The sequence below is a fragment of the Weissella tructae genome, from assembly GCF_000732905.1.
GTDB classification, from domain to species: domain Bacteria; phylum Bacillota; class Bacilli; order Lactobacillales; family Lactobacillaceae; genus Weissella; species Weissella tructae.
This window is the reverse complement of record NZ_CP007588.1, coordinates 1,202,834-1,223,905: the sequence shown is the minus strand read 5'-3', so window position 1 is coordinate 1,223,905 and position 21,072 is coordinate 1,202,834. Positions and strand designations below refer to the sequence as shown.

17 protein-coding genes, 3 tRNA genes and 1 pseudogene are annotated in these 21,072 nt (G+C 42.8%); all 21 read left to right on the top strand.

Annotated features, from left to right (window positions below; all coding sequences use genetic code 11):
- The first annotated feature begins 22 nt into the window (after nt 1–22).
- A complete protein-coding gene (upp, locus tag WS08_RS06055; RefSeq protein WP_009765084.1) occupies nt 23–652 on the top strand; it encodes a uracil phosphoribosyltransferase in 630 nt (209 codons plus the stop codon).
- A 184-nt stretch (nt 653–836) separates the two neighbouring features.
- Nucleotides 837–1,247 (top strand): pyridoxamine 5'-phosphate oxidase family protein, encoded by a 411-nt coding sequence (locus WS08_RS06050; protein WP_009765083.1) that lies wholly within the window; start codon nt 837–839, stop codon nt 1,245–1,247.
- A 204-nt stretch (nt 1,248–1,451) separates the two neighbouring features.
- Nucleotides 1,452–2,750, top strand: coding sequence for a solute carrier family 23 protein (locus WS08_RS06045; protein ID WP_009765082.1), 1,299 nt, complete (start codon nt 1,452–1,454; stop codon nt 2,748–2,750).
- A 323-nt stretch (nt 2,751–3,073) separates the two neighbouring features.
- Nucleotides 3,074–3,781 (top strand): F0F1 ATP synthase subunit A, encoded by a 708-nt coding sequence (gene atpB / locus WS08_RS06040; protein ID WP_009765081.1) that lies wholly within the window; start codon nt 3,074–3,076, stop codon nt 3,779–3,781.
- A 35-nt stretch (nt 3,782–3,816) separates the two neighbouring features.
- Nucleotides 3,817–4,041, top strand: coding sequence for a F0F1 ATP synthase subunit C (gene atpE / locus WS08_RS06035; RefSeq protein WP_009765080.1), 225 nt, complete (start codon nt 3,817–3,819; stop codon nt 4,039–4,041).
- 22 nt (nt 4,042–4,063) lie between these two features.
- Nucleotides 4,064–4,594, top strand: coding sequence for a F0F1 ATP synthase subunit B (gene atpF / locus WS08_RS06030; protein WP_009765079.1), 531 nt, complete (start codon nt 4,064–4,066; stop codon nt 4,592–4,594).
- Nucleotides 4,581–5,126 carry an ATP synthase F1 subunit delta gene (atpH, locus tag WS08_RS06025; protein WP_009765078.1) on the top strand — a complete coding sequence of 182 codons (546 nt, stop codon included), beginning with the start codon at nt 4,581–4,583 and terminating at the stop codon, nt 5,124–5,126. Before atpF ends, atpH begins: the two co-directional genes overlap by 14 nt.
- A gap of 43 nt (nt 5,127–5,169) precedes the next feature.
- Nucleotides 5,170–6,681, top strand: a complete 1,512-nt coding sequence (gene atpA / locus WS08_RS06020; protein ID WP_009765077.1) for a F0F1 ATP synthase subunit alpha — start codon at nt 5,170–5,172, stop codon at nt 6,679–6,681.
- A gap of 15 nt (nt 6,682–6,696) precedes the next feature.
- Nucleotides 6,697–7,581 carry a F0F1 ATP synthase subunit gamma gene (locus WS08_RS06015; RefSeq protein WP_009765076.1) on the top strand — a complete coding sequence of 295 codons (885 nt, stop codon included), beginning with the start codon at nt 6,697–6,699 and terminating at the stop codon, nt 7,579–7,581.
- A gap of 36 nt (nt 7,582–7,617) precedes the next feature.
- Nucleotides 7,618–9,018, top strand: coding sequence for a F0F1 ATP synthase subunit beta (gene atpD / locus WS08_RS06010; protein WP_009765075.1), 1,401 nt, complete (start codon nt 7,618–7,620; stop codon nt 9,016–9,018).
- A 17-nt stretch (nt 9,019–9,035) separates the two neighbouring features.
- The gene (locus WS08_RS06005) at nt 9,036–9,455 is read left to right on the top strand and encodes a F0F1 ATP synthase subunit epsilon (RefSeq protein WP_009765074.1); all 420 of its coding nucleotides are present in this window, start codon (nt 9,036–9,038) and stop codon (nt 9,453–9,455) included.
- A 104-nt stretch (nt 9,456–9,559) separates the two neighbouring features.
- On the top strand, nt 9,560–10,780 hold the full coding sequence (locus WS08_RS06000) for a D-alanyl-D-alanine carboxypeptidase family protein (protein WP_009765073.1): 1,221 nt from the start codon (nt 9,560–9,562) through the stop codon (nt 10,778–10,780).
- An 11-nt stretch (nt 10,781–10,791) separates the two neighbouring features.
- Nucleotides 10,792–11,562: a M15 family metallopeptidase gene (locus WS08_RS05995; RefSeq protein ID WP_009765072.1), complete on the top strand. Its 771-nt coding sequence runs from the start codon at nt 10,792–10,794 to the stop codon at nt 11,560–11,562.
- Between the two features lie 80 nt (nt 11,563–11,642).
- Nucleotides 11,643–12,284: a deoxynucleoside kinase gene (locus WS08_RS05990; RefSeq protein ID WP_009765071.1), complete on the top strand. Its 642-nt coding sequence runs from the start codon at nt 11,643–11,645 to the stop codon at nt 12,282–12,284.
- A gap of 12 nt (nt 12,285–12,296) precedes the next feature.
- The gene (serS, locus tag WS08_RS05985; protein ID WP_009765070.1) at nt 12,297–13,580 is read left to right on the top strand and encodes a serine--tRNA ligase; all 1,284 of its coding nucleotides are present in this window, start codon (nt 12,297–12,299) and stop codon (nt 13,578–13,580) included.
- Nucleotides 13,581–13,807: 227 nt separating this feature from the next.
- Nucleotides 13,808–13,889 (top strand) — tRNA-Leu (locus tag WS08_RS05980).
- Nucleotides 13,890–13,892: 3 nt separating this feature from the next.
- Nucleotides 13,893–13,965: transfer RNA gene (locus WS08_RS05975), tRNA-Thr, on the top strand.
- A 40-nt stretch (nt 13,966–14,005) separates the two neighbouring features.
- Nucleotides 14,006–14,079 (top strand) — tRNA-Arg (locus tag WS08_RS05970).
- A 122-nt stretch (nt 14,080–14,201) separates the two neighbouring features.
- Nucleotides 14,202–14,675 (top strand): CtsR family transcriptional regulator, encoded by a 474-nt coding sequence (locus WS08_RS05965; RefSeq protein ID WP_009765069.1) that lies wholly within the window; start codon nt 14,202–14,204, stop codon nt 14,673–14,675.
- 2 nt (nt 14,676–14,677) lie between these two features.
- Nucleotides 14,678–17,154 (top strand): annotated as a pseudogene (locus WS08_RS05960) (ATP-dependent Clp protease ATP-binding subunit).
- A gap of 260 nt (nt 17,155–17,414) precedes the next feature.
- Nucleotides 17,415–21,023, top strand: a complete 3,609-nt coding sequence (gene rpoB / locus WS08_RS05955) for a DNA-directed RNA polymerase subunit beta (RefSeq protein ID WP_009765067.1) — start codon at nt 17,415–17,417, stop codon at nt 21,021–21,023.
- Nucleotides 21,024–21,072 lie beyond the last annotated feature (49 nt).

The window sequence follows — 21,072 nt, the reverse complement described above, 5'->3', positions numbered from 1 at the left end:
TTATTTAGATTGGAGCTACGTTATGAGCAAACTAACAGTATTTGAACATCCACTAATTCAACACAAGTTAACGATTATCCGTAATAAGGAAGTCGGAACTAAAGAATTCCGTGAAGTCGTTGACGAAATCGCGTCATTGATGGCCTACGAAGTAACACGTGACCTACCAATGGCAGATATTGATGTGGAAACACCGGTTGCTTGGACAACACAAAAGACTTTGGCAGGAAAGAAGTTGGCTATTGTGCCAATTCTACGTGCCGGTCTAGGAATGGTGGACGGAATCATGAAGCTTATCCCTGCGGCCCGTATTGGTCACATCGGTATGTACCGTGATGAAGAAACACTAGAACCTGTAGAATACTTCTTGAAGTTGCCAGAAGACATCGACCAACGTGAAGTGTTGATGGTTGACCCAATGCTTGCAACGGGTGGATCAGCTGACATGGCGATCGATGCTTTGAAGAAGCGTGGCGCAAAGAAGATTAAGTTGATCACAGTTGTTGCTGCACCTGAAGGTGTTGCCGCTGTGCAAAAGGCTCACCCAGACGTTGATATTTATACGGCTGGTTTGGACGATGGCTTGAATGAAGCTGGTTACATCGTTCCAGGTCTAGGGGATGCTGGAGACCGTTTGTACGGAACTCACTAATCCTTAAAAAAGCACCTTAGGGTGTTTTTTTTATACCCTCAAAAAGGAGCTTAACGGGCTAACTTGTAACCGTGTTAGTATTCTTTTGAATCTATTTACGATTTTAGTAAAATTATAATGGGTTTACTTAGCGTCAAGTGTGTTAAACTAATCTCAAAATACGGTAACAGGAAGGTAGTATGATATGGCTAATTATTTGGAATATGTTTCAGAAGCAAAGCAATTAATGAGTTTGGCAACAGTAGCTGGGGAGCATCCATCTGTTAGAATCGTTGGATTTGGACATGATGCGGCAGAACCAGAAATGTTTTATGTGGTGACAAAACCAGATTCTGTTAAAGAAGCTGAGATTTTGGAAAACGAGCATGTTGCGTTTACAACGTTCCCAGGTACTGGTGGTAAGCGAATCTCAACCAATCAAGCAACTGCGCAAGTATCAGAAAAGGAATGGGCAGCGATTGCACCATTATTTGCTGACAATCCTGGTTGGCACCATGGACACCCGCATCCAGAAGATGAAGTCATTTTAGAAATTAAAGTAAATTCTATTTTACTTGAATCATTCATTGAAGCACCCGAAGTTATAACGTTTTAATTTTTTTACTTGATTAGTAAAACGGATAGCGATATAATTTAACAAGCGAAACGCATCTTTAATTCAATCCTGTGAGATTGAAAAGTTGAACGTTAATACCGCACACTTTAGGTGTGGGGCTATTGAAGTAAAAGACTGATGCAAATATTTGCATCAGTCTTTTTTTGAAGATAGAGATGCGCGCCAATATGAAGGAGATATATCATGGAACAACATCGCGACGTCGTTTTGGATGTAAATGAAAAGCCAGGTCTATTCCAATGGGTTGGACTTTCAATGCAACACCTATTTTCAATGTTTGGAGCAACGGTTTTGGTACCGTTGCTAGTTGGTTTAAATCCTGGAATTGCTTTGTTCAGTTCAGGAGTTGGAACACTATTACATATTTGGATTACACAAGGTAAGATTCCTGCATACATGGGATCAAGTTTTGCCTTTATTATCCCAATGCTGGCCTTGATGCAAACAACTGGATACCCAGGGGTTGCAGCCGGAGTTATTTCGGTTGGGTTGGTGTACATGATTGTTGCGGTCTTGGTTGCCTTGATTGGAACAGCATGGATTCATAAGATTTTGCCACCAATCGTGGTGGGACCAATCATCTTGGTGATTGGATTGTCATTGTCAGGTGCTGCGGCTTCATCTGCAACATTATTGGACGGTCAATATGACTGGCGTGTCTTCACCGTAGCGATGATTACATTAGGAGCAGCGATTGTCTTCAATATGTTCTTGGGTGGTTTCCTAGGATTGATTCCGATTTTGCTTGGAATTGTTGTCGGTTACCTAGCTGCCATGGCATTTGGTCTAGTTGACTTGCAACCTGTTGCGAATGCTTCTTGGTTTGCCTTGCCTGATTTTGAAATTCCGTTTGTTGATTATCAACCAAAGCTATATTGGAATGCCATCATTGTTATGGCACCATTGGCCTTGGTAACAATGACAGAACACCTAGGACATTTGATGGTCTTGGATGACTTAACAAAGCGTGATTACTTCCGTGATCCTGGACTACAACGTACACTTGCTGGTGACGGGGCGGCCTCAATCTTTGCTGGGTTAGTTGGTGGTCCTGCGGTAACATCATACGGTGAAAACATTGGTGTTATGGCGATTACGAAGGTTCACTCAGTTTACGTGCTAATTGGAGCAGCGGTCTTTGCGATTGGATTCTCATTTGTTGGTAAGCTATCAGCGTTGATTCAAACAATTCCTGGCGCTGTGTCTGGTGGAATCTCATTCTTGTTGTTTGGGGTTATCGCGGTATCAGGATTACGTATTTTGATTGAAAACAAGGTTAATTTTGACCACAAGCGTAACTTGATGATTGCCTCACCAGTTATGGTTATTGGAATCGGAAACGCCTACTTGCAAATCGGTACTGGAGACAGTGTTGTGCAATTCTCAGGGGTTGCGATTGCGACAGTGATGGCGATTGTATTGAATCTAATTTTGCCTCAAGAATCAGTTTCAGAGAAGCAATTGAAAGCTGAAACGTTTTAAAAATAAAGATGATAAAAGAGTTCACAAAATGTGAGCTCTTTTTTTTCGTTATTGTGTAAGCGCAAACACTCACTTATTATTAGCAATGGCAAGCTTTATAGCGGTTTTTAAAATGAGTTTGTGAAAAAAATACAAAAAACTTTGTGAAATCATGCGCTTTCAAAGGCTGATATATCGCGTTTTTTAACGTGATAGAAAAAAATCATAATTTTAAGCGTTGAATTTACGAAAGAAAGGGGCTAATATAAGGGGGTATTAGCCGAGAAGAACACGCTAATTTCATGCGCGCTCGCTGATTTAAAAAATTAAGGAGGTGAAGTTCTGTGGAAGAGACCGCATCATTTAGTATTGCGGGACTGATCTTTGATTGGCCAGCTGTAATTTCAATTACGTTTGCCATGGCAGTAATTTTCTTTGTTCTTGTCTGGATGTCACGTAAGGTGACGATGCAGCCAACAAAGAAACAAAATGCTTTGGAAATGATCATTGAATTTACAAATGGTATTGTTGAAGGATCGTTACCAAACAAGACGGGAAACCAGTTGAAGTTTTATGCGTTTATGTTGTTCATGTTCGTGTTTGTATCAAACCAAATTGGTTTGTTCCTACACGTCGGTTATAACGACGTTACGTATTTAAAGAGTGCAACAGCTGATCCACTAGTTGCGTTTACGCTGGCTTTGATTTCAATCGGATTGGCACATTTCTTGAGTGTTCGCACACTCGGATTTAAGGGATACATCAAAAATGTCTACCTAAGTCCATATCCAGCTTTGTTGCCAATCAATTTGATTGATCAGTTTACCAGTTTTATGACGCTGGGATTGCGTTTGTTTGGTAATATTTTTGCCGGAGAAATGTTACTTGCGTTACTCTGGGAATTTGCCAGTTCTGCAGGATTGTTTACAATTGTGCCAGGGATGTTCATGACCATTATTTGGGTCGGATTCTCAATGTTTATTGGTGCAATTCAAGCGTATGTCTTTGTGACACTTACAACAGTGTATATCGCTGAAAAGATGGAAGCATAAATAGAAATTAGTTATTAAAAAATGGAGGAATACTCATGACAGGTAGTATTGCAATGATCGGTGTAGGTTTGGCCGCAGCGGGGGCTGCGATTGGTGGTGGAATCGGTAACGGAATCGTTATCTCAAAGATGTTGGAAGGAATGGCTCGCCAACCTGAATTGGAAGGAAAGCTACGTTCAAACATGTTTATCGGGGTTGCCTTGGTTGAAGCCGTGCCAATCATTACGATTGCGATTGCGTTCATGTTGTTGAACAAGTAAGCATATAATGGAGGCCAACTAAATGTGGAATCAATTTAGCCTGTTAGGTACTGGTGATGGGTTGGCTTTGGGGAACATGTTGTATCTATTAGTAGCGTTTGCATTTTTGATGCTACTAGTTAAGAAATATGCTTGGGGCCCAGTTACCAAGATGATGGACGAACGTGCAAAGCGTGTCGCCCACGACTTGGATTCTGCGCAAGAAGCACGTATTGAAGCTCAAGCTTTGCAACAAGAACGCCAAGCAGCCTTGGTTGCTGCGCGTAATGATGCTAATCGCATCATCGCGGATGCTAAAGCAGCAGGAACCGCACAAATGGAACAAATTGTTGCCGATGCACAAACAAAGGCACAAGATGTTAAAGAACAAGCAGCTACGCAAATTGCGCAAGATCGCCAAGAGGCATTGAATGCTGCTAAGAATGATGTCGCAGAACTTTCTATCACAATTGCGCAAAAGATGATGCAAAAAGAACTTGATATTCAAGAACAAAAAGCATTGATCGATGCATATATTGATGGGTTAGGAGCGCAAGCAAATGGTCAGCAATAATAAAGTAACAACGGCAAAACGCTATGCTGTTGCTTTGTTTGAGCTATCACACGCGGATAACGCAGATAGTGTGACTTTAGAGGAATTACAAGTGCGTGTCGCGGCTTTATCATCTGATGAAGTGACAATGCGTGCTTTGCAATCACCACAAGTACCAGCTGCTGTTAAAGAAGAAATTATGGCAACTGTTTCAGCAAATATGACTCCTTTGGGAGCCCGTTTGTTGGCATTGGTATTTGAGAATGGTCGCATTGGTGATTTGCCATTGATTGTCGATGCTTATCGTAAGCTTGTTGACGCTGATCAAGGGCGAGTAACTGCTGAAGTGACGACTGTCGTTGCATTAGACGATGCACAACGTGAGCGTCTAACTTTAAAGTTGAAAAAACAATTTAACGCAAACGAAATTGTCTTAGTAGAAAAGATTGACCCAGCCATTATTGGTGGGGTTATTGTACAAGCAAATAACGTGACAATGGACGGCTCAATTGCTAAGAAATTAGCACAAGTTCGTCAACACATTGTTGGTTAATGTGTAACATATTAAAAGAGTGAAAGTACGAGGAAGGATTGATATGAGCATTAAAGCTGAAGAAATCAGTTCTCTCATCAAAGAACAATTAGCTAACTACAAAGAAGACTTGGACGTTCAAGAAACTGGAACAGTGACTTACGTTGGTGACGGTATTGCCCGTGTTGACGGATTGGAAAATGTTCTTTCTGGCGAACTAGTAACTTTTGCAAGTGGTGTTTACGGAATGGCACAAAACCTTGAATCAAATGATGTTGGTATCATTATTCTTGGTCGTTATGATGATATTCATGAAGGTGACGCGGTTACGCGTACTGGACGTGTCATGGAAGTGCCTGTTGGTGAGGAAATGATTGGACGTGTTGTGAACGCATTGGGACAACCAATCGATGGATTGGGACCAATCAACACAACGAAGACTCGTCCAGTAGAAACAAAGGCACCTGGTGTTATGGAACGTAAGTCAGTTTCAGAACCTCTACAAACTGGATTTAAGGCGATTGACGCTTTGGTTCCAATTGGTCGAGGTCAACGTGAATTGATTATCGGAGACCGTAAGACAGGTAAGACTTCTGTTGCTATTGACACAATCTTGAACCAAAAGGGACAAGATGTTATCGCGATTTACGTTGCGATTGGTCAAAAGGACTCAACAGTTCGTACACAAGTTGAAACTTTGCGTCGACTTGGTGCGTTGGATTACACGATCGTTATTACAGCTGGACCTTCAGAACCAGCACCATTGCTTTACCTAGCGCCATATGTTGGGGCAGCCATGGGTGAAGAATTCATGTATAACGGAAAGCATGTTTTGGTTGTTTATGATGACTTGTCAAAGCAAGCAACTGCTTATCGTGAGCTGTCATTGATCTTGCGTCGTCCGCCAGGTCGTGAAGCTTACCCTGGTGACGTCTTCTACTTGCACTCACGTTTGTTGGAACGCGCTGCGCGTTTGTCTGACGAATTGGGTGGTGGATCAATGACTGCTTTGCCTGTTATTGAAACACAAGCGGGTGACGTTTCAGCGTATATCCCTACAAACGTTATTTCAATTACCGACGGACAAATCTTCTTAGATGCAGATATGTTCTATGCTGGTGTTCGTCCAGCCATTGATGCGGGAACATCTGTTTCTCGTGTTGGTGGAGACGCGCAAATTAAGGCGATGAAGAAGGTTTCTGGAACATTGCGTCTAGACTTGGCTTCATACCGTGAATTGGAATCATTTGCACAATTCGGTTCTGACTTGGACGAAGCCACACAAGCTAAGCTTGCTCGTGGACGTCGTACAGTTGAATTGTTGAAGCAACCATTGCATTCACCAATGGCTGTTGAAGACCAAGTTATGGTATTGTACGCGCTAACTCACGGATTCATTGATGATGTTGCAATTGAAGATATTGCACGTTTCCAAGATGAATTGATTAGTGCCATGCATGCATCACACACAGACTTGTTGCAAACTATTTTGCAAACAAAGGACTTGCCAGATACTGACTTGATGGACAATGCAATGTCTGAATTTAAGTCAACTTTTACAGGCAGCCAAGTCTAAAGTAGGAGGGCGAACATGGGAGCTTCTTTACAAGAAATTCAACACCGTATCAGCTCAACGAAAAATACCCGCCAAATTACGAGTGCCATGCAAATGGTCTCAACGGCAAAATTGGGTAAGATTCAACGTTCAGGGCAAGGGTATAAAACCTACTCACAACATTTGCATAATGTGGTTGCGCATTTGGCGCAAGCTAAGTTGTCAAATGTTGGAGATACGCTTTTAGAACAACGTGAAGTTAAAGAAGTTGGTTATTTGGTGATTACGTCTGACCGTGGTTTGGTGGGTGGATATAACTCTACTCTCCTTAAGGCGGTTTTGGCGGACATCGAAGCTCGCAACCTAAACCGTGATCAAATTGTTATTTTAGCGGTTGGTGGTAATGGCGCTGACTTCTTTAAGAAGCGTGGCTTTAATGTGGCGTATGAATATCGTGAGGTGCCGGACGTGCCCGTCTTTAATGAAGTACGCGATATCGTTAAGATGGTAACTGCAATGTATAACAACGAAGTCTTTGACGAGTTGCAAGTTGCTTACCAACATTTCGTATCACGTGTTTCAAATGAAGTAACGATTGAACAATTCTTACCTGTTAATACAGAAGGTATGGAAGCAACAGACCCTGAATCAGGGATTCAACCAGAATATGAATTTGAACCTTCACCGGAACAAATTTTGAATGTGGTTTTGCCGCAATATGCGCAAAGTCTCATTTACGGGGCAATCTTGGACGCGAAGACAGCGGAACACGCTGCTTCTGTTAATTCAATGTCTGCGGCTTCTGATAATGCCAAAGAAGTTATTGATAAGTTAGAATTGCAATTCAATCGTGCACGTCAAAGTGCGATCACGACTGAAATTACAGAAATTACGGGTGGAATGGCTGCACTTGAAAAGTAGTGCAGCTTCCCCCATGAGACAGAGAAAGGAAGCACAATGAGTAACGGACAAATTGTTCAAGTCATTGGACCGGTTGTCGATGTGGCCTTTCCGACTGGAACACCAATGCCAGCTATCAACAATGCTTTGCTTGTTGATCTTGGTGATGGCCAACAGTTGACGGTCGAAGTATCGATTGAACTTGGTGATGGAGTTGTACGTACAATTGCGATGGACTCTACCGACGGACTACAACGTGGGATGCAAGTAACTGATTCAGGGGCACCGATTGAAGTGCCTGTTGGAGAAGCAACACTTGGTCGTGTGTTGAATGTCTTGGGTGATCCAGTGGATAATGGTGAAGCTTTTGCAGCTGATGCAAAGCGTATGCCAATCCACCGTTCAGCACCTGCATATGATGAATTAACAACTTCAGTTGAAGTTTTGGAAACAGGGATTAAGGTTATCGACTTGTTGGCACCTTATATCCGTGGTGGAAAGATTGGATTGTTCGGTGGAGCCGGAGTTGGTAAGACTGTTTTGATCCAAGAATTGATCCACAATATTGCACAAGGTCACAATGGTATTTCTGTCTTCACTGGTGTCGGAGAACGTACACGTGAAGGTAACGACATGTACCACGAAATGAAGGACTCAGGCGTATTGGCGCAAACTGCCATGGTCTACGGACAAATGAATGAGCCTCCTGGAGCGCGTATGCGTGTGGCTTTGACTGGTTTGACAATTGCGGAATACTTCCGTGATGTGAACCATCAAGACGTTTTGTTGTTCATTGACAACATTTTCCGATTCACACAAGCTGGATCTGAAGTGTCAGCCTTGCTAGGTCGTATTCCATCAGCCGTTGGATACCAACCAACATTGGCTACTGAAATGGGACAATTGCAAGAACGTATTACGTCAACTAAGAATGGATCAATTACGTCAATCCAAGCCGTTTACGTGCCTGCCGATGACTATACTGACCCAGCGCCTGCAACAACATTCGCGCACTTGGATGCGACAACTAACTTGGAACGTTCTTTGACACAACAAGGAATCTACCCAGCGGTGGATCCATTGGCTTCTACGTCAACAGCGTTGACGCCTGAAATTGTTGGTCAAATGCATTACGATGTAGCGTCAGAAGTACAACGTACTTTGCAACGTTACCGTGAATTGCAAGACATTATTTCAATTCTTGGTATGGACGAATTGTCTGATGAAGAAAAGACAATTGTTAACCGTGCCCGTCGTATCCAATTCTTCTTGTCACAACCATTCTCTGTTGCGGAAACCTTTACTGGTGTCCAAGGAGAATATGTGCCAGTTGCGGAAACAGTTCGCAGTTTCAAGGCTATCCTTGATGGTGAATTTGACCAATACCCTGAAGAAGCGTTCCGAAATGTTGGAGCGATTGAACAAGTGGCCCAAAAAGCTGAAAAGCTTATGGGTTAACCTAAAGGAGGTCGCCGATGTTAGAGAAGCACACCTTTGCGGTTGATGTCGTAACGCCTGATGGCGATGTCTTTACTCATGCAGATGCAACGATGGTCGTTTTACACACAGTAAGTGGTGAAACGGGTGTCATGGCCAATCACACACCGTTTATTTCAGCTCTTCGTATCAGTGAGGTTAAGATTGAAAACCAAACTGAAGGTTTCGAAAAATTGATTGCGGTTAATGGTGGTTTTGCTGAGTTCTCAAACAATCTATTAACCATTGTGGCTGATGCCGCTGAACGTGCCGATACGATTGACGTGGCTCGTGCAACTGCTGCTCGTGAACGTGCTGAACGTCACTTGCGCGAAGCACAAAACAAGCGTGAATCTGAACGTGCCGAAGCAGCGCTATCGCGTGCGGTTAACCGTATCCACGCTGCAACTGGAAAATAAACAAATTGAGTCGACTATTTGGTCGGCTTTTTTTGTTGCGGTCGCGTAACCTGGTGTAAGGGCGTATAATGAAAAGCGACTAGATTTTCGAATGGAGAACGAATATGAGACGATTGAAACAAGCTGTGATGGTGTTAATGGCGATGGTGATGGTATTAGGGTCAACATCGGCGTCAGCTGCAGTGTTTACACCTGAGACGAGTTCAACAGCAGCGTTGTTAGTGGATTTGAATACAGGACGCATTGTTGCTGAAAAGAACGGGGATGAGCGTTTGCCGTTAGGGTCAGTATCCAAATTAGTGGTTGCTTACTTTATTGAAGAAGCGGTCGCTGAAGGGAAATTGTCTTGGGATCAAAAAATTAAAATTAAGCCAAAGTTAGCTGAATACAGTCATGATATGTCAGTTGCGACGGTGCCATTGTATGTCGATGGTGAATACACATTAGAAGATTTGATGAATGCAACGTTACTACCTTCAAGTAATAGTGCGTCATTAGTTTTGGCTGACTTAATTGCCGGTGACCAAGAAAAGTTTAATGAAATGGCAAATGAAAAATTAGCCAGTTGGGGAATTCCGGATGCAAACTGGTCATCAGCTAGTGGATTACCAGTTGGTGCGCTAGGTCCTTTTCAAACTGATACATATCATGAAGATGATATGAATCGATTATCTGCTCGTGAAGTAGCCATTATTGCGGGACGTATTATGCAGGATTATCCGCATATGTTGACGTTCAATGGTAAAATCACGGAACAATTCCCGGATGGGAAGGGCGGATACGTTAAACTTGAGAATACAAATGAATTGTTGAAAGACAAGGAATTTAAAGTTTTGGGGATGAAGACTGGGACCATTTTAGAATATGGGAAAAACTTAGTTGCTAAAACAAGTATTCATGGTGTGCCTGTGCTATCTGTTGTTTTGAATGCGCGTCCAGCAGATAGTGAAACAGAAGTATTTACAACATCTAAAAATATGTGGCATCAAGCATCTGCGCAATTGAAAGCTGAAACCCTAGATAGAGGGACGACTGTGTCGGATGTGAAAGATAATCAAGCTGCTGCAGGGCAAGCGTCAGTTAGTTTAGCTAAGAAACAATCATTCTTGCTTGGTGTGCAAGAAGATATGCCTAAGTTTGATGATGTAAAGTTAACATCAGAAGTGCCCTATAAAGCAGGAGAAACAATTGGTTCAGCTAAATGGCAATTTAGTACGAAATCTGACAATTATCTACCTGGTGTTGGTACAGTGAAGGTTATGACAGACGAAGATGTTGAGCCGGCGAACTGGTTTGTTCGTACGTGGCGATCAATCTTCGGGTAGAGGAGAAGGATATGCGTAAAAATGTCGGTATTGTAATTGGAAGTGCGTTAATTGTTTTGGGTGGATTCTGGTTTTATCAACAAGCAGTAACGCCTAAAAATGTTCCAGTGGAAACGAATAAGGCCGAATCTAATGTGACAACAAAAAATAACGCAAGTAAGTCGAAAGACGGATTGCCAGCAGATGCAACAACTGACAATCCAGCTTTGGTTTTGGTCAACAAGAAGCATCCGTTAAAAGCGGAAATCGATTTTGAGAAGGCTGAGATGCAAGGTGTGACTTATAATGCGTTGATGAAACAATCACTAACTGATTTTGTAAATGCAGCGACTGAAGCAGGATACCCTGTAACGATTGTGTCGGCGTATCGTTCGATTGCGTATCAACAAACCGTGATTGATACACAAGTGGCGCAATACTTGGCGCAAGGTGATAGTGAAGACGAGGCCATGGAAAAGACGTTAGAATATATTCAAACACCTGGCGCCAGTGAACATCATACTGGTTTAGGTGTAGATATCATGGCGAATGAATATTGGGACGTGCACCATGCTTTGAATCCTGAAGCAGATGAAACGAAAGCCCAACAATGGTTAATTAAACATGCGCCGGATTATGGATTTGTTTTGCGTTACCCTAAGACTGCTGAGGGTCGTGAAAGTACAGGAATCGCTTATGAAAGTTGGCACTTCCGTTATGTTGGTGTTGAAAATGCGCAATATATGGCTAAGAACAACCTAACACTTGAACAATATTGGGATTTAATGAATCAAAATAAGTAATAAGTACGTGTAAATCTGACAGGTACCGCTTTTTTTGCTAAAATAAGCGATATAAGAATTATGGAAAGTAGGAATAATCGATGATAGTGTTGTCTGGAACGATTGGGGCAGGAAAAACAAGTCTAACGACGATGTTGGCTGAACATTTAGGAAGTGATGCCTTTTACGAATCGGTAGATGATAACCCGATTTTGCCATTATTTTATGAAGATCCACAACGCTATGGATTTTTGTTGCAGAATTACTTCTTGAATAAGCGTTTGGAAAATATTAAAGAAGCGCGTGTACAACCATTGAACATTATTGATCGTTCAATTTATGAAGATCGTTTGCTATTTCAATTAAATGCAGACCTAGAACGTGCTACGCAAACAGAAGCAGAAATTTATGCTGATCTTTTGAACAACATGATGGAAAAGATTGAATCATCTGATGAACAAAAAGATCCTGATTTGTTGATTCATATTTCTGTTAGTTTTGACAAGATGTTAGAACGTATTAAAAAGCGTGGTCGTGATTTTGAACAATTGGATAACGATGCGAGTTTGTTTGAATACTATAAGGAACTAAACCAACGTTACACGGATTGGTTTGCTGCTTATGATCGTTCACCTAAATTGCAAATCAATGGGGATGATTACGACTTCGTTGAAGACCCAGCAGCACGTGATGCTGTCTTGGCAATTATTGACACTGAATTAGAAAAATTAAACCTACGTTAGGAGTGTACACATATGATTGATATTAAGTTGATGCGTAGTAACGCCGAAGAAGTTAAGGAACGTTTGGCAACTCGTGGTGTAGATGGCGCAACGATTGATGCGATTTTGGCTGACGATGCTAAGCGTCGTGATCTATTGGTTCGTGTTGAAGAATTGAAGGCACGTCGTAATACTGTTTCAGACGAAATTGGTCAAAAGAAGCGTAATAAAGAAGATGCCACTGAAACAATTGCAGAAATGCAAGCTGTATCAGCTGAGATTCGCGAATTAGATGAACAAGTGACAGAACTTGAATCAGCTATTGAAGGACGCATGTTGCTTTTGCCTAACTTGCCAAACCCAGGTATTCCAGTTGGGGCGGATGAAGAAGCGAACCGTGTTGAACGTGAAGTTGGACAACCTCGTGAATTCGCCTTCCAACCAAAGGCGCACTATGAAATTGGTGAAGACCTTGGTATTTTGGATTGGGAACGTGGTGCAAAGGTATCTGGTGCACGTTTTGTCTACTACATGGGACAAGGTGCTCGCCTAGAACGTGCCGTTTACAACTTCATGTTGGATCAACACCAACAAGAAGGATATAAAGAAGTTATCACACCATACATGGTTAAGGACGCTGCTATGTACGGAACTGGGCAATATCCTAAGTTTGAAGATGATGCTTACCGTTTGAAGGGTGATGAAGGTTTGACATTGATCCCTACTGCGGAAGTGCCATTGACAAACTATTACCGTGAAGAGATTCTTGATGCAGCTAAGTTGCCAATCTCTTTGACAGCTGTTTCACCATCATTCCGTCAAGAAGCTGGTTCAGCTGGACGTGATACACGTGGTTTGATTCGTATGCACCAATTCAATAAGGTAGAAATGGTTAAGTTTGCGAAGGCAGACGAATCATACGATGCTTTGGAACAAATGGTTGCAGATGCGGAAAACATTCTACAAAAGCTTGAATTGCCATACCACGTGTTGACATTGTCAACAGGGGACATGGGATTCTCAGCCGCTAAGACATATGACTTAGAAGTATGGATGCCAGAACAAAGTTTGTATCGTGAAATTTCTTCTGTTTCAAACACAGAAAACTTCCAAGCTCGTCGTGCACGTATTCAATACCGTGACGAAGAAGGTAAGTTGCAATTTGCACACACATTGAACGGTTCTGGTCTTGCGGTCGGTCGTACAGTTGCTGCTATTTTGGAAAACTACCAAAATGAAGATGGTACTGTAACGATTCCAACAGCGTTGGTACCGTACTTTGGGGCAGAAAAGATTGTTCCAGAAGACGAAATCTAATCAAATATGATCAAAAAAGCAATTATTTCAGATAATTGCTTTTTTTTATGGAAAAAGGGTTGCGTTATGCGAATCTATCATGTAATATAGTTTAAGTCGTCAAGGGGTAACACCTAAGAGATGACGGTTCGAAAAACTTTTAAAAACTTTCGAAAGAAACGTTGACAAAGGTTGCTGAGCTTGATATGATATAAAAGTTGTTTCAAGTGATTGAAACAAAAGCGTATGCGGATGTGGCGGAACTGGCAGACGCGCTGGATTTAGGTTCCAGTGCCTTCGGGCGTGCAGGTTCGATTCCTGTCATCCGCATTTGCCGACTTAGCTCAGCTGGCAGAGCACTTCACTAGTAATGAAGGGGTCGCTGGTTCGAATCCAGTAGTCGGCATTTGGGAGTATATCTCTCAAATTAAAAAAATTAATAATATGCACCTATAGCGCAATTGGATAGAGTGTCTGACTACGAATCAGAAGGTTGCAGGTTCGACTCCTGCTAGGTGCATTCTTAAAAAACGATCAAGTTTACTTGGTCGTTTTTTTGTCCCGTTTTATAACCTTGACTATTGTTGACATTTAAGAAGTCGATGACGTATAATTTTGACAATTAAAGTAGGAGGGACCGATATGACGAATAATATGTCAGATCAAATCGAAGCCTATTTAAAGGCTTTGTTAGCGGAAAGTGATCAAATAGAATTGAATCGCTCAGCTTTGGCTGAACGATTTGATGTGGTACCATCACAGATTAATTATGTGATGCGCAGTCGTTTTTCTTTGGAAAATGGGTATGTTGTTGTGTCAAAACGTGGTGGTCGTGGGTTTGTGCGAATTGAACGTGTACACCTAAGACGAGAAGCTGAACAATTAGATGCTTTGATTGATCAAATTGGTCCTGTTGTAACGATTCAACAATCGGAAGCGATTTTGGCGTGTTTAGTTCGGGATCAACTTCTGACAGAGCATGAAGCTGAATTGATGCGTACGATGTTTGATAAAGACGCCTTAGCGGTGACGGGATTCACTGCCGAGAATCGTCTGAGAGCGCGCCTGTTACACCGATTACTACATCGATTGAAATTTGAAAGTGAGCGTGATTAAGTATGGAAAAACAATACACAGATAGCGCTAAAAATGTATTAGCCTTAGCGCAAGAACAAGCAAAAAGATTCCAACATCAAGCGGTCGGGACAGAACACGTCTTGTTGGCATTGGTATTGGAACGTATGGGGATTGCTGGGAAAGTTTTAGCACAATTCTTTGTTAATGAAGCAGCTGTACGTGAAGAAATTGAGCAATTTACCGGTTATGGTAATTTAGCGCGTGAGATGAATGGGACTTACTTACCCTATTCACCAAAGGTCCAAACGATTCTTGATCAAGCTGCAGAACAAGCACAATTGGCTGACCAAAAGCAAATTGGAACAGAACATATTTTGTTGGCAATGATTAGTGATGAAACAATTTTGGCATCACGTATTTTGGCTGCATTAGAAGTGGATTTGAACGATTTGCGTCATGCGATTGTCCAAAAGACTGGTTTTGATCCACAAACAAAAGGAAACAAGAAATCAGATAAGCGTCGTCGTGCCAAGGAACCCGTTGAAGGGACGCCTTTATTAGATTCATTGGCGAAGGACTTAACGCAACAAGCTAAGGATCAAAAGATGGATCCGGTTATTGGACGTGATGCGGAAGTGCAACGTGCGATTCAAATTTTGGCGCGTCGTTCAAAGAATAACCCCGTTCTAGTGGGTGAACCTGGTGTTGGTAAGACTGCGATTGCGGAAGGTCTAGCACAACGGATTGTCGCTGGGAATGTACCACATGATTTAGCGCATAAGCGTTTGATGATGTTGGATATGGGTTCTTTGATTGCTGGGACAAAATTCCGTGGAGAATTTGAAGATCGTTTGAAGAAGATTGTTGATGAAATTCAACAAGAACAAGATGTTATTTTGTTTATTGATGAATTGCACACGTTGATTGGTGCAGGTGGTGCCGAAGGTGCGATTGATGCAGCAAATATTTTGAAGCCAGCTTTGGCGCGTGGAGAATTGCAAACAATTGGGGCTACGACCTTAGATGAATACCAAAAGTACATTGAAGCCGATGCGGCATTAGAACGTCGTTTTGCTAAAGTGATGGTTGAAGAACCAACACAAGATGAAGCGATGGAGATTTTGATGGGGCTAAAGCCGCGTTATGAATTGTTCCACCAAGTGGCGATTACTGATCAAGCGGTAGAATCTGCAGTTAAGTTGTCTGCGCGTTACATTACAGATCGTTTCTTGCCAGATAAGGCAATTGATTTGATGGATGAAGCAGCGGCGAAGGTGCGTATTGCGGGTGTTGGTGAACCAACTGAACATGCCAAGTTGCAAGATGCATTACGACAATTGCAAGTTGAGAAAGAAACCGCGATTGCGGCATTGGACTTTGAAGCAGCGGCAACGTTACGCCATGCTGAAATGGCACAACGTGCAGCGTTAGATGCATATGAACAAGTTCATGCGGAACTAGAGCCGGTCTATGCGATGACCGTTGATGATACTGATATTACGACATTACTAGCTGAGCAAACAGGTATTCCGTTGGCTGAAATGGCAACCGATGAACAAACGCGTTTGTTGAACTTGGAAGAAGATTTGCATAAGCGCGTGATTGGTCAAGATGAGGCAGTTTCTGCTGTTGCTCGTGCTATTCGTCGTAGCCGTTCAGGACTGAAGCATCCCAATCGTCCGATTGGAACATTTATGTTCTTAGGCCCAACAGGAACAGGTAAGACTGAATTGGCGAAAGCTTGGCAGCGACTGTCTTTGGTTCAGAAGACAATATGATTCGTGTGGATATGTCTGAATATCGTGAAGCGCATACAGCGAGTCGTTTGGTTGGTTCTGCGCCAGGTTATGTTGGTTATGATGAAGGTGGCCAATTGACAGAACAGGTGCGTCGTCAACCATATTCAGTGCTATTGTTGGATGAAGCTGAAAAAGCGCATCCTGATATCTACAATTTGATGTTGCAAGTGTTTGATGATGGTTACCTAACGGACGCAAAGGGACGTAAGGTTGATTTCCGAAACACGATCATTATCATGACGTCTAATTTGGGTGCAACTCGTTTGCGTGATGAAAAGAAGGTTGGATTTGGTTCAACGTCTAAGGCAGATGATTACAATGCGATGAAGGCCTTGGTCCAAGAGACGTTGAAGGAATCATTCCGTCCTGAATTTATTAATCGTTTGGACGAAAGTGTTGTCTTCCGTTCATTAACTAAGGTTGAATTGCACGATATCGTTAAGTTGATGGCACAAGATGTCATTAATCGCTTGGCTGAACGTGATATTCAAGCGAAGTTAACACCAGCAGCGATTGACGTTGTTGCGGAAGCTGGCTTCGATCCAGAATATGGTGCGCGTCCAATTCGTCGTGCGCTACAAACGCAAGTTGAAGATAAATTAGCTGAAGCGTTATTATCAGGTGAACTAACACCCGATAAGCAAGTGGTCGTTGGCGCGAAGCAAGGTAAGATTACTTTGACCACGAAAGAAGTAAAAAAGGTGCCAGTTACTGTATAAGTACATTATGTAAATGGGGCCGTGGGGACTTGAAATTTGTATGCTTTTTGCGTATAATTGTGTATACGTTTAATTGTGCAAAAAAATGGTTGCTAGGAAATATTGTCCCTAAATACCTATATATCAAAGACAGAAGCATTTTTTCAACAAGGGATGCTTTTGTCTTTTTTGTACTTAAAAACCAGTTTTTTTATGAAATGTAACCAAATTGTAAAGAAATTGTAATGTGCGATTGGCAAATATGAAGCGAGGTGGAAGACTTGGTAGGAACACTAGTTAAATACGGTAAACACCGTGTTCGTCGTAGTTACGCGCGAATTAAGGAAGTCCTTGATTTGCCAAACTTGATTGAAATCCAAACGGATTCATACAACTGGTTCTTGGATGAAGGATTGCGTGAAATGTTTACAGACATTTTGCCAATCGAAGATTTCCAAGATAAGTTGTCATTGGAATTTGTGGACTATAAGCTTATGGAGCCTAAGTACACAGTAGAAGAAGCACGTGACCATGATGCGAATTATTCAGCACCATTGCACGTTACGTTGCGTCTAACAAATAAGGAAACTGGTGAGATTAAGTCTCAAGATGTTTTCTTTGGTGATTTCCCATTGATGACAGAACAAGGAACGTTCATCATCAACGGTGCGGAACGTGTTATCGTTTCACAACTTGTACGTTCACCTGGTGTGTACTACAACGAAGAAGCAGATAAGAACGGACGTCCTGTATTTGGAACAACTTTCATTCCTAGCCGTGGTGCTTGGATGGAATTTGAAACAGATGCTAAGGGATTGGACTACGTGCGTATTGACCGTACACGTAAGTTGCCAATGACTGAATTGGTTCGTGCCCTTGGTTTCGGTTCAGACACTGAAATCTTGGAAATCTTGGGATCAAACTACGACTCACTAGGGTTGACGTTGGATAAGGACGTTCACAAGGACATCAACGACACACGTGTTGAAGAAGCCTTGAAGGACATCTACGACCGTTTGCGTCCAGGAGAACCTAAGACAGCAGAATCAGCTCGTTCATTGTTGACAGCTCGATTCTTCGACCCACGTCGTTACGATTTGGCACCAGTTGGTCGTTACAAGATCAACAAGAAGTTGTCATTGAAGACACGTTTGATGGGTATGACTTTGGGTGAAACTTTGGCTGATCCTGAAACAGGAGAAGTGTTGTTCGAAAAGGGTACATTGATCGACAAGAAGGTTATGAGTGTCTTGGCACCATTCCTTGATCGTGATGACTTTAAGACTGAAACACACATGCCATCAGAAGATGCGATTGTTACAGAACCTGTTGTTTTGCAACGTATTCTTGTACAAGACCCATCAGATCCTGAAGCAGTAGTACCTATGATTGGTAACGGACAATTCGACGAATCTGTTCGTACAATCAAGACAGCTGACATTATTGCTGGAATGAACTACTTCTTGAACCTACAATTGAACATCGGTCAAACTGATGACATCGACCACTTGGGGAACCGTCGTGTTCGTCGTGTTGGTGAATTGTTGCAAAACACATTCCGTATTGGTTTGAGCCGTATGGAACGTGTGGTTCGCGAACGTATGTCAATTCAAGATCCAGATACTGTTACACCACAACAATTGATTAACATTCGTCCAGTTGTTGCGGCTGTGAAGGAATTCTTCGGATCATCACAATTGTCACAATTCATGGACCAAACGAACCCATTGGGTGAATTGACAAATAAGCGTCGTTTGTCAGCGCTTGGACCTGGTGGTTTGACACGTGACCGTGCCGGATATGAAGTCCGAGACGTGCACTATACTCACTATGGTCGTATGGACCCTATTGAAACACCTGAAGGACCTAACATCGGGTTGATCAATTCATTGGCCACATACGCGCGTGTTAACCGTTACGGATTCATCGAAACACCTTACCGTCGTGTCTCATGGGACACACACAAGGTTACAGAAAAGACTGACTACTTGATGGCCGACGAAGAAGATAACTTTGTCGTAGCGCAAGGTAACTCTGTCTTGGATGATGATGGATCATTTACAACAGAAACTGTTTTGGCTCGTAAGGGACACGATAACATCGAAGTTCCTATCGACCAAGTTGACTACATGGACGTTTCACCTAAGCAAATCGTTGCCGTAGCCACTGCGGCTATTCCTTTCTTGGAAAACGACGACTCAAACCGTGCTTTGATGGGAGCCAACATGCAACGTCAAGCGGTTCCTTTGATCGACCCACACTCACCATTGATTGGTACGGGTATCGAATACAAGGCCGCCCACGACGCTGGGGTTGCTATCATCGCCAAGTTTGCTGGAACAGTTGAATACGTTGATGGACGTGAAATCCGCGTTCGTCGTGACGATGGTTCATTGGACAAGTACAAGCTAATGAAGTTCCGTCGTTCAAACGCTGGTAAGAACTACAACCAACGTCCAATCGTTAAGGTTGGCGACATTGTTGATATCGATGACGTCTTGGCTGACGGACCATCAATGGAACAAGGTGAATTGGCCTTGGGACAAAACCCATTGATTGCCTTCATGACTTGGCAAGGATATAACTTTGAAGATGCCATCATCATTAACGAACGTTTGATTCGTGATGACGTGTACACGTCAATTCACATTGAAGAATACGAATCAGAAGCTCGTGACACAAAGCTTGGCCCTGAAGAATTCACACGTGAAATCCCTAACACTGGGGAAGAACAATTGAAGAATTTGGACGACCGTGGAATCATCCGCGTTGGTGCTGAAGTTGATGATGGCGACATTTTGGTTGGTAAGGTAACACCTAAGGGAGTTACTGAACTATCAGCTGAAGAACGCTTGTTGCACGCCATCTTCGGTGAAAAGGCTCGCGAAGTTCGCGATACTTCATTGAAGGTACCTCACGGTGGTGGTGGTGTCGTACAAGACGTTCGTATCTTCACTCGTGAAAACGGTGATGAATTGGCACCTGGTGTGAACATGATGGTGCGTGTATACATCGCGCAACGTCGTAAGATTCAAGTTGGTGATAAGATGGCGGGACGTCACGGGAACAAAGGTACGGTTTCAGTTATCGTACCTTCTGAAGACATGCCGTACATGCCAGATGGAACACCTGTTGATATCATGCTTTCACCCATGGGTGTGCCTTCTCGTATGAATATCGGACAAGTGCTTGAATTGCACTTGGGTATGGCTGCTCGCGAATTGGGTATCCACGTTGCTTCTCCTGTCTTTGACGGGGCTCGTGACTCAGATATCTGGGATGCTATCAAGGAAGCTGGTTTGCCAGCTGACGGTAAGAGTGTTCTTTACGACGGTCGTACTGGTGAAGCCTTTGACAAGCGTGTTGCGGTTGGTATCATGCACTACATGAAGCTAGCCCACATGGCGGAAGACAAGATCCACGCACGTTCAATCGGACCTTACTCACTTGTTACGCAACAACCATTGGGTGGTAAAGCTCAATTCGGTGGACAGCGTTTCGGGGAAATGGAAGTTTGGGCCCTTGAAGCGTACGGGGCTGCTCACACATTGCAAGAAATCTTGACTTACAAGTCCGACGACGTTGTTGGACGTGTTAAGACATACGAAGCAATCATCAAGGGTGAACAAATTCCTAAGCCAGGTGTTCCGGAATCATTCCGTGTCTTGGTTAAGGAATTGCAAGCTCTTGGTTTGGACATGAAGGTTCTGGACGCAAATTCTGAAGAAATCGAATTGCGTGATATGGACGATGAAATGGAAAACGAAGTTGTTAACCTAGATAAGGCTACCAACCCAGTTGATAAGGCCGTTGACGAAAAGTTCAATCGTGAAGACGAAGGAAAAGTAGCCGACGACGTTATCCAAATCAGCGATGTCCGCGAAGATTAATAAAATTTAAGCATCGTACGGTCTAGCTCTTGGCTAGACCTGTGATGAC